Source organism: Alcanivorax sp. HI0044 (assembly GCF_001634945.1).
This window is the reverse complement of sequence record NZ_LWEZ01001228.1, coordinates 1-7001: the sequence shown is the minus strand read 5'-3', so window position 1 is coordinate 7001 and position 7001 is coordinate 1. Positions and strand designations below refer to the sequence as shown.

At 58.4% G+C, this 7001-nt stretch carries 6 protein-coding genes; 1 reads left to right on the top strand and 5 read right to left on the bottom strand.

Features of this window, described 5'->3' with window-relative positions:
* The 4 genes from accC to dsbD form a co-directional block, all read right to left on the bottom strand.
* The coding region (gene accC, locus A3730_RS17250; RefSeq protein WP_063538543.1) for an acetyl-CoA carboxylase biotin carboxylase subunit at positions 1 to 1130 on the bottom strand (1130 nt) is incomplete at its 3' end.
* A gap of 12 nt (positions 1131 to 1142) precedes the next feature.
* The gene (accB, locus tag A3730_RS17245; protein WP_063538541.1) at positions 1143 to 1607 is read right to left on the bottom strand and encodes an acetyl-CoA carboxylase biotin carboxyl carrier protein; all 465 of its coding nucleotides are present in this window, start codon (positions 1605 to 1607) and stop codon (positions 1143 to 1145) included.
* A gap of 2 nt (positions 1608 to 1609) precedes the next feature.
* Positions 1610 to 2050, bottom strand: a complete 441-nt coding sequence (gene aroQ, locus A3730_RS17240; protein WP_063520760.1) for a type II 3-dehydroquinate dehydratase — start codon at positions 2048 to 2050, stop codon at positions 1610 to 1612.
* A 293-nt stretch (positions 2051 to 2343) separates the two neighbouring features.
* Positions 2344 to 4224 (bottom strand): protein-disulfide reductase DsbD, encoded by a 1881-nt coding sequence (gene dsbD, locus A3730_RS17235; RefSeq protein ID WP_063538539.1) that lies wholly within the window; start codon positions 4222 to 4224, stop codon positions 2344 to 2346.
* Positions 4225 to 4731: 507 nt separating this feature from the next.
* Between dsbD and A3730_RS17230 the strand changes: the two genes are divergently transcribed.
* Complete coding sequence (locus tag A3730_RS17230) at positions 4732 to 5739, top strand: DUF2333 family protein (RefSeq protein WP_063521012.1); 1008 nt, start codon at positions 4732 to 4734, stop codon at positions 5737 to 5739.
* A 172-nt stretch (positions 5740 to 5911) separates the two neighbouring features.
* On the opposite strand, the gene A3730_RS17225 is transcribed toward A3730_RS17230, so the two are convergent.
* On the bottom strand, positions 5912 to 6775 hold the full coding sequence (locus A3730_RS17225) for a metal-dependent hydrolase (protein WP_082872438.1): 864 nt from the start codon (positions 6773 to 6775) through the stop codon (positions 5912 to 5914).
* Positions 6776 to 7001 lie beyond the last annotated feature (226 nt).

The following is a 7001-nucleotide window of genomic DNA, read 5'->3' as shown; positions in this document are numbered from 1 at the left end:
ACGGTGTAGCCACTGTAGATATGGGAGTCCACCCGCACGCCGTTGCCGCCAGGCGCATGGAAGTAGGATATTTTCCCCGGGCAAGGAGTGAAGCGGACTGGATCTTCCGCGTTCACGCGTACTTCGATGGCATGGCCCTGGAACTGCACGTCGGCTTGCTGCAGCGCCAGCCCTTCACCGCCGGCAATGCGCAGCTGCTCCTTGACGATATCCACCCCGGTGACCATTTCGGTCACCGGATGCTCTACCTGAACCCGGGTGTTCATCTCGATGAAGTAGAAGCGCTCGTCTTCATAGAGGAATTCGAACGTGCCGGCGCCCCGGTAGTTGATGGTTTTGCAGGCATCCACGCAGCGCTGGGCCACTTCGTCTTTCAGGTGCTGCGGGATGTCGGGGGCCGGGGCTTCTTCCACCACTTTCTGATGGCGGCGTTGCAGTGAGCAATCGCGGTCACCCAGATGAATGGCATGGCCAGCCCCGTCAGCCAGCACCTGCACTTCCACATGCCGCGGTTTCTGCAGGAATTTTTCCATGTAGACGGTGGCATCGCCGAAAGCATTCTTGGCTTCGGAGCGGGTCAGGGTGATGGCGTTGAGCAGATGTTTGGCTTCATCGACTACGCGCATGCCACGGCCACCACCGCCGGCGGCGGCTTTGATTATCACCGGATAACCAATCTGTTTGGCCATCGCCAGTGAGGCATCGTCATCGTCACCGATGGGGCCGTCAGACCCGGGTACGGTGGGGACGCCGGCTTCTTTCATGGCCTCGATGGCCGCAACCTTGTTGCCCATCAGGCGGATGGTGTCTGCTTTGGGGCCGATAAAGGTGAAGCCGGAGCGCTCCACACTTTCGGCAAAATCCGCATTTTCCGCCAGGAAACCATAACCGGGGTGAATGCCATCGGCATCGGTGACTTCCGCTGCGCTGATCAGGGCAGGAATATTGAGGTATGAATCGGTGGACGACGCGGGGCCAATACACACCGCCTCGTCGGCCAGACGCACGTGCATCAGGTCCCGGTCCGGTTTGGAGTAAACCGCTACGGTGCGAATGCCCAGTTCTTTACAAGCGCGAAGAATACGCAGAGCAATCTCGCCGCGGTTGGCAATGACTACCTTTTCCAGCATGGGAGGCCTCCGTTAAACGATGGAGAACAGAGGCTGGTCGAATTCAACCGGCTCGCCGTCTTCTACCAGAATGGCATCCAGCGTGCCGGACTTGTCGGCCTCGATCTGGTTCATCATCTTCATGGCTTCCACGATGCACAGCACATCGCCGGCCTGGACTTTTTGGCCCACTTCGGCAAAGGACGCCGCACCCGGCGACGGGGAGCGATAGAAGGTGCCGACCATGGGGGAGCGTACCAGATGGCCGCTGGGGGTGTTGTCCGCTGCAGCCGGTGCGTCGGCGGCAGGTGCTGGAGCTGCTGCTGGTGCAGGCGCCGCTGCTGCCGCTTGCGGCGCGGCATAATAGTGGGCTGGCGCTGCAGGGTGACGAGAGCCGCGGCTGATGCGTACAGACTCTTCCCCTTCACAGATCTCCAGCTCTTCAATGCCGGATTCTTCGAGCAGCTCAATCAGTTTCTTGATTTTACGAATATCCATGTTCAGTCATCCAGTTGTTCGAGAGCAGCGGTTAGCGCCAACGCATACCCGGTGGCGCCCAGGCCGCAGATAACGCCCTTGGCAATATCGGAAAAATAGGAGTGGTGGCGAAAGGCTTCCCGGGCATGCACGTTGGACAGGTGCACTTCAATAAAGGGAATGTTCACCGCCAACAAGGCGTCACGCAGTGCCACGCTGGTATGGGTGAACGCCGCCGGGTTGATAATGATGAAGTCGATTCCCTCGGTGCGGGCATCGTGTACGCGCTCGACCAGCTCGTATTCCGCGTTGCTTTGCAGATGCTGCAGGTGATGGCCGGCCGTGCTGGCCTGTTCCTGCAGTTGCTGGTTGATGTCCGCCAGGGTGGCATGGCCATACTTGTCCGGCTCGCGGGTGCCAAGCAGGTTCAGGTTTGGGCCATGTAAGACCAGAATGGAAGCCAAAACGGGTCCCCTTGCGAATTTGTCGTTATTTGCAGTGATCGTGCTGGAAAAATCCGGATTAGTCCGGGCTTTCTTGCACAAATGCAATATTAGGGGCAAACCATGACAGAAAAAAGGGCTTTACAACATTCGTTACAAGTTACCGGAAGATTGCGTGATATCGGTACCATTTCATGGGGGTTGTATAGGCGGTATGCCTTGGGCTATATAACGAGGCGGCTGAGAGAGCCTGCTTGCTAGCAAGCTCCCTCAGCCTATTGTGATGGGTAAAGGTGGCTGGATAGGGGGGCGCGTTACAACGTCGGCATGACCCGCTTGTTCAAATGCTCAATGAAGCGTTCCGGACCCATCTCGCCCAGCACCCGGGAGTCGGGGATTTCGGCGCTGGCGGGAGTGAAGAAGACCAGGGCAGGCAGGCCGAGGATATTGTATTGCTCCATGATCGCCTGGCTGTCGGCATTGATCTCGGTAATGTCCACCCGGTACAGGTCGAAGCCGCCCATGGCGTTGAGTACATCGGGGTGGCTAAGGGTGGTTTCTTCCAGCACCTTGCAGGCCACACACCATTCAGCGAAGAAGTCCACCAGCACCGGTTTACCGGCCTGGCGGGATGCGGACAGTGCCTGCTCCAGCGAGGTCTTGCCAACGATGGTTTGCCAGGGGCCGTGGTCGTTCGCGGTTGCCGCATTGCTGGAGGCCGCACTGCCTGCCACCGGGGTTGCTGGCTGGGTCATGTGTGCCAGCGGCTGTAGTGGATCCTTGCCGCCGCTTAACGCCCCGACAATCATTACCGCGCCATATAGGGCCAGCACCAGGGCCAGGCCGCGCTTGAGGCGGGCAAGGCCTTCCCCGGCCGGCTCCAGTGCCCCGAGCTGCACGCCATAGACGGCCAGCAACAGGCCGTAGAGGCCCAGGGTGATAGTGTCACTGATGATGCGGTCCAACAGCCAGATGGCCACGCCCAGCATGACCACGCCGAAGAACCGTTTGATCTCTTCCATCCACATGCCGGCACGGGGCAGCAGGCTGCCGCCGCCGGTGCCGAAGATGATCAGCGGCAGGCCCATACCGATGGACAGGGCAAACAGGGAGGCGGCACCGGTGGCCGCATCACCGCTGGCGGCCACGTAGATCAGGGCGCCGGCCAGGATGGGGGTGACGCAGGGGGAGACCACCAGGGCCGAGATTGTCCCCATGATGGCGGCGCCGATCAGGCTGCCGCGGGCTTCCTGCCCCGGTTGCTGAAGCTTGTTGCGCAGCGCGGCCGGCAGCTGGAGTTCATATAGCCCGAACATGGACAGGGCCAACACCACAAAGACCACTACGGAGGTGAGGATCGCCGCCGGTTGCTGGAGCAAGAACTGCAGGTTGAGCCCGGCGCCGAACATTGCCACCAGCAGGCCGGCCAGCGTATAGGGGACCGCCATGCCCAGCACATAGCTGACACTCAGGGTGAAGCCGCGGGCGGCACTGGGCTCTTTCTCTCCGGCAATGATGCCGGACAGGATCGGTACCATGGGAAAAACGCACGGGGTAAAGGCCAAGAGCAGGCCGCCCACAAAAAACAGGCCGATGATCAGGCCAAGGGGCTGGTCTTTCATCCACTGATTGAAGGCGTTGGCATCTTCGGACTGCAGCGTGTCGAGGAAGCCTGGGCCAGCGCTGGAGTCAGACGCCGCTGCTGGCGGAGCGGCCACCGGCTTTTTTGTCGGTTGGGGGTTGGCGAACTCGATGATTTTTTTGGTGGGCGGGTAGCACAGGGTGTCTTCAATGCAGCCCTGGTAGCGCACTTCCAGTTCCGTATCCACCAGCGGCACGCTATTGAGGGGAAGTGCCAGATCCAGGCGGTGGAAGTACACCTGGACGTCGCCGAAGATTTCGTCGGTTTTGGCTTTGCCGGCGGGGAGCGTCAGTTCAGCAAAATCGTTGATCACATTGCCGTTGGTGTCGCGCAGTGTGAATCCAAAGCGGTGCTGATAAAGATACACCTCGTCGATCAGCTCGAAATTCAGCAGCAGTTGCTGGTTATCCCAGTCCGCATCGGCCACCAACTGGATGGCTTCATCCACGGTAGGCAGGCGCTCTTCTTCGCCGAACAGGTTGTTGGCACTGGCCCAGGACAGTGGGGCCAGTAAAACGATGGCGACCAGGAAACGCTGCCAGCACTGCTTCATTCGATACTCCTCTCCGGTGCCGTATGCGCCAGATTGCGTGACGCTTGGATGTAAAAACAGGCACTTAGTTTCATTCGGTAACTTTAAGGCTATGTTAACCGGCGCGGGATCAGCGCTGGTGTGGAGCGCTTTTTGCCTGTCACTTTCAGGGTGAATCGCTGGCTCGAAAGCGCTGCCCTCTGGCAACGGAGCTACTGCGATCCTGTTCGCTGGCGCAGTTTAACCAAAAAGCCCATGGCTGTAGACCAGCAGTGGCGTCACTGATGTGGATAGAGTTTGCGTGTTTGCCGGGCAGGGCCAAGGGGGCGGGGTATCAATGGCAGGATTGAGAGCGTGGATGGCGTGGCGGTTGTGGATTGTAGGTGGTGTTTTGTCGCTCTATGGTGGAACCTTGCCAATATGAGGGACAGTCGCGAACCCGCCCGGAAGGTAATTGCCTGCAGCTTGAGCGGGTGGTGGGCTATAGTGGTGAGCGGAGTTGCGGCTTGAAGGATCCTGGGAGTGGTCATGAGTAACGATAAGTTTAGTGAAAAGATGGGGGACGCCATGCTGGACCCTCGTAATAATCGAATCTGGAAAGGTTTGTTCTGGTTGCTTGGTTTGCTGTTGTTGGTTGAGGTGCTGCTGGGCTGGTACTGGAGCCAGGAGCCCGAGTTGCGTGAGGTAACGGCGAAAGAGGATGCCGTGCGGGGGGAAACTACCGCGCGGGAACTGATTTTTGTTGCCGATACCCTGCTGTCCAAGCCCGGTGGTTACCTCAGTAATGATGTGCTTCCGCACCGTCTGTGGCTGGATAACATGCCTGCCTGGGAATATGGCGTATTGGTGCAGGTGCGCGATTTCAGCCGGGTATTACGCCGGGACATGAGCCGCTCCCAATCGCAAAGCCAGGAAGATAAAGACCTGGCTATTGCCGAACCGCAGTTCAATTTCGATGCGCAAAGCTGGGCCATGCCGGCCACGGAAAGCGAATACCGCCGGGGCATCAAGGCATTGCAGCGTTATGTGGATCGGCTGACGGATGCCAATGAGAACGACGGCAAGTTCTACGCCCGGGCCGATAACCTGAACTATTGGCTGAACGAGGTGCAGAACCGGTTGGGATCCCTGAGCCTGAAGCTGAGCCAAAGCGTTGGGCGCAGCCAGCTGAACGTAGACAAGGATGGCACCATTGTGGCGGCCAAGCCGGAGAGCGACGAAGACTTCGTCAAAACCCCCTGGCTGAAAATTGATGATGCCTTCTACGAAGCCCGTGGTGCCACCTGGGCCCTGACCCAGCTGATGCGTGCTGCTGAGGTGGATTTTGCGGATGTGCTTCGCAAGAAGAACGCCACCATCAGTTTCCGGCAGATGGTTCGTGAGCTTGAAGCGACCCAGGAAACGGTGTGGAGCCCCTTGATTCTGAACGGCGACGGTTTTGGTATGCTGGCAAACCATTCCCTGGTCATGGCCAATTATGTGTCACGGGCCAATGCCGCGCTGATTGACTTGCGGAAATTGCTGCAGGAAGGGTGATAAAGGCAATTAATAGTTAACAGTGAATAATTAATAGCTGCGCGCCTAGCGCCAGTGATTTCTTGAAGCTAAGAGGCCGCGCCCAACCTTTGGACGCGGCCTCTTGCGTTTAAGGCAAAACAGACGGGTTTCGCGACGTTATTAACTCTTAATTATTCATTATTAATTCTGCTCACGCCGCGTTCTTCTCCTTCGGGGCCGGCAGGCTTTTACGCCATTCTTCGATCAACGCGCTGTTGTCGTCATCCCATGGATGGAAGCCGGGTTTCAGGTAGCTGAACCAGGCAGGGATGATGCTGCTGATCACGCCTCTGTAGCCAAACCCTTTCCACAGCCCTTTGGCCAGGGTGAGGGGTTTACGGTGCATATTGTCGCGCTTGAGCATCTGCCAGGTGAAGTAGCTGGAGAAGCCGATCAGGTAGGCGGTGCTGGAAAGGAACAGGCGCTGGCGCTCCAGGTAGTTGCCGTTCACGTCCTTGTACAGGTCGTAGGCTACGGCCTTGTGCTCGGTTTCCTCAATGGCGTGCCAGACCCACAGATCGCGCACCGCCGGGTCCATCTTTTTCATCAGGTCCGGGCGACGCAGAATGGCGTCGGCCAGAATGGCAGTGAAGTGCTCCAGGCCGGCAGTCGCCGCCAGCTGCTGGCGTTTGCTCATGTACTTGCGGGCACCGGCCAGCAACTTGTTGGTGACCCCCAGGGCGTGCGCAACAATGTCGTCATATTTGCCGTCGGCAATCAGATCATTGAAGGCCTGGTGTTCCAGGGAATGCATGGCTTCCTGGCCAATAAAGCCGGAAATATCCTTTTGACGATCCTTGTCCGCCACCTGGTCGCGCAGGGCGCGCACAGAATCTACGAAGAAACGCTCGCCGTCCGGGAAGGTCAGCGACAGGATATTCAGCAGATGGGTCAGCACAGGGTCGTTATCAAACCAGTAATCATCATGTTTGATGCCATCGAAGGAAAACCCCATGCGGCGGGGTACGATGGGCACAACCGGTGCCTTATGTTTTTTTGTCAGCGGCAATTTCATGTTGGCTCCTGGCGCAAATGCCATTGGTGACATTGTTCAATGACAACTACTATGCAGGCAGAGATAACCAAGTTCTTGTCGTGGAGGGCCAACAAATGGTGAGTTCGGGCCGCACCTGGGGAAATGCCGGGGTGCCGGGCATCTATGTGGTGCTGTTGTACGACCTGTTGGTGGCCTTGAAGCTGGANGCGCCGACTCTGCTGGTGGGGTTGGGGGTGAGTCGGGA

Coding starts and splice junctions, on each gene's coding strand:
- A3730_RS17230 (WP_063521012.1), top strand. CDS start 4,732: ATGAGTAACGATAAGTTTAGTGAAAAGATGGGGGACGCCATGCTGGAC.
- A3730_RS17225 (WP_082872438.1), bottom strand. CDS start 6,775: ATGAAATTGCCGCTGACAAAAAAACATAAGGCACCGGTTGTGCCCATC.
- accB (WP_063538541.1), bottom strand. CDS start 1,607: ATGGATATTCGTAAAATCAAGAAACTGATTGAGCTGCTCGAAGAATCC.
- dsbD (WP_063538539.1), bottom strand. CDS start 4,224: ATGAAGCAGTGCTGGCAGCGTTTCCTGGTCGCCATCGTTTTACTGGCC.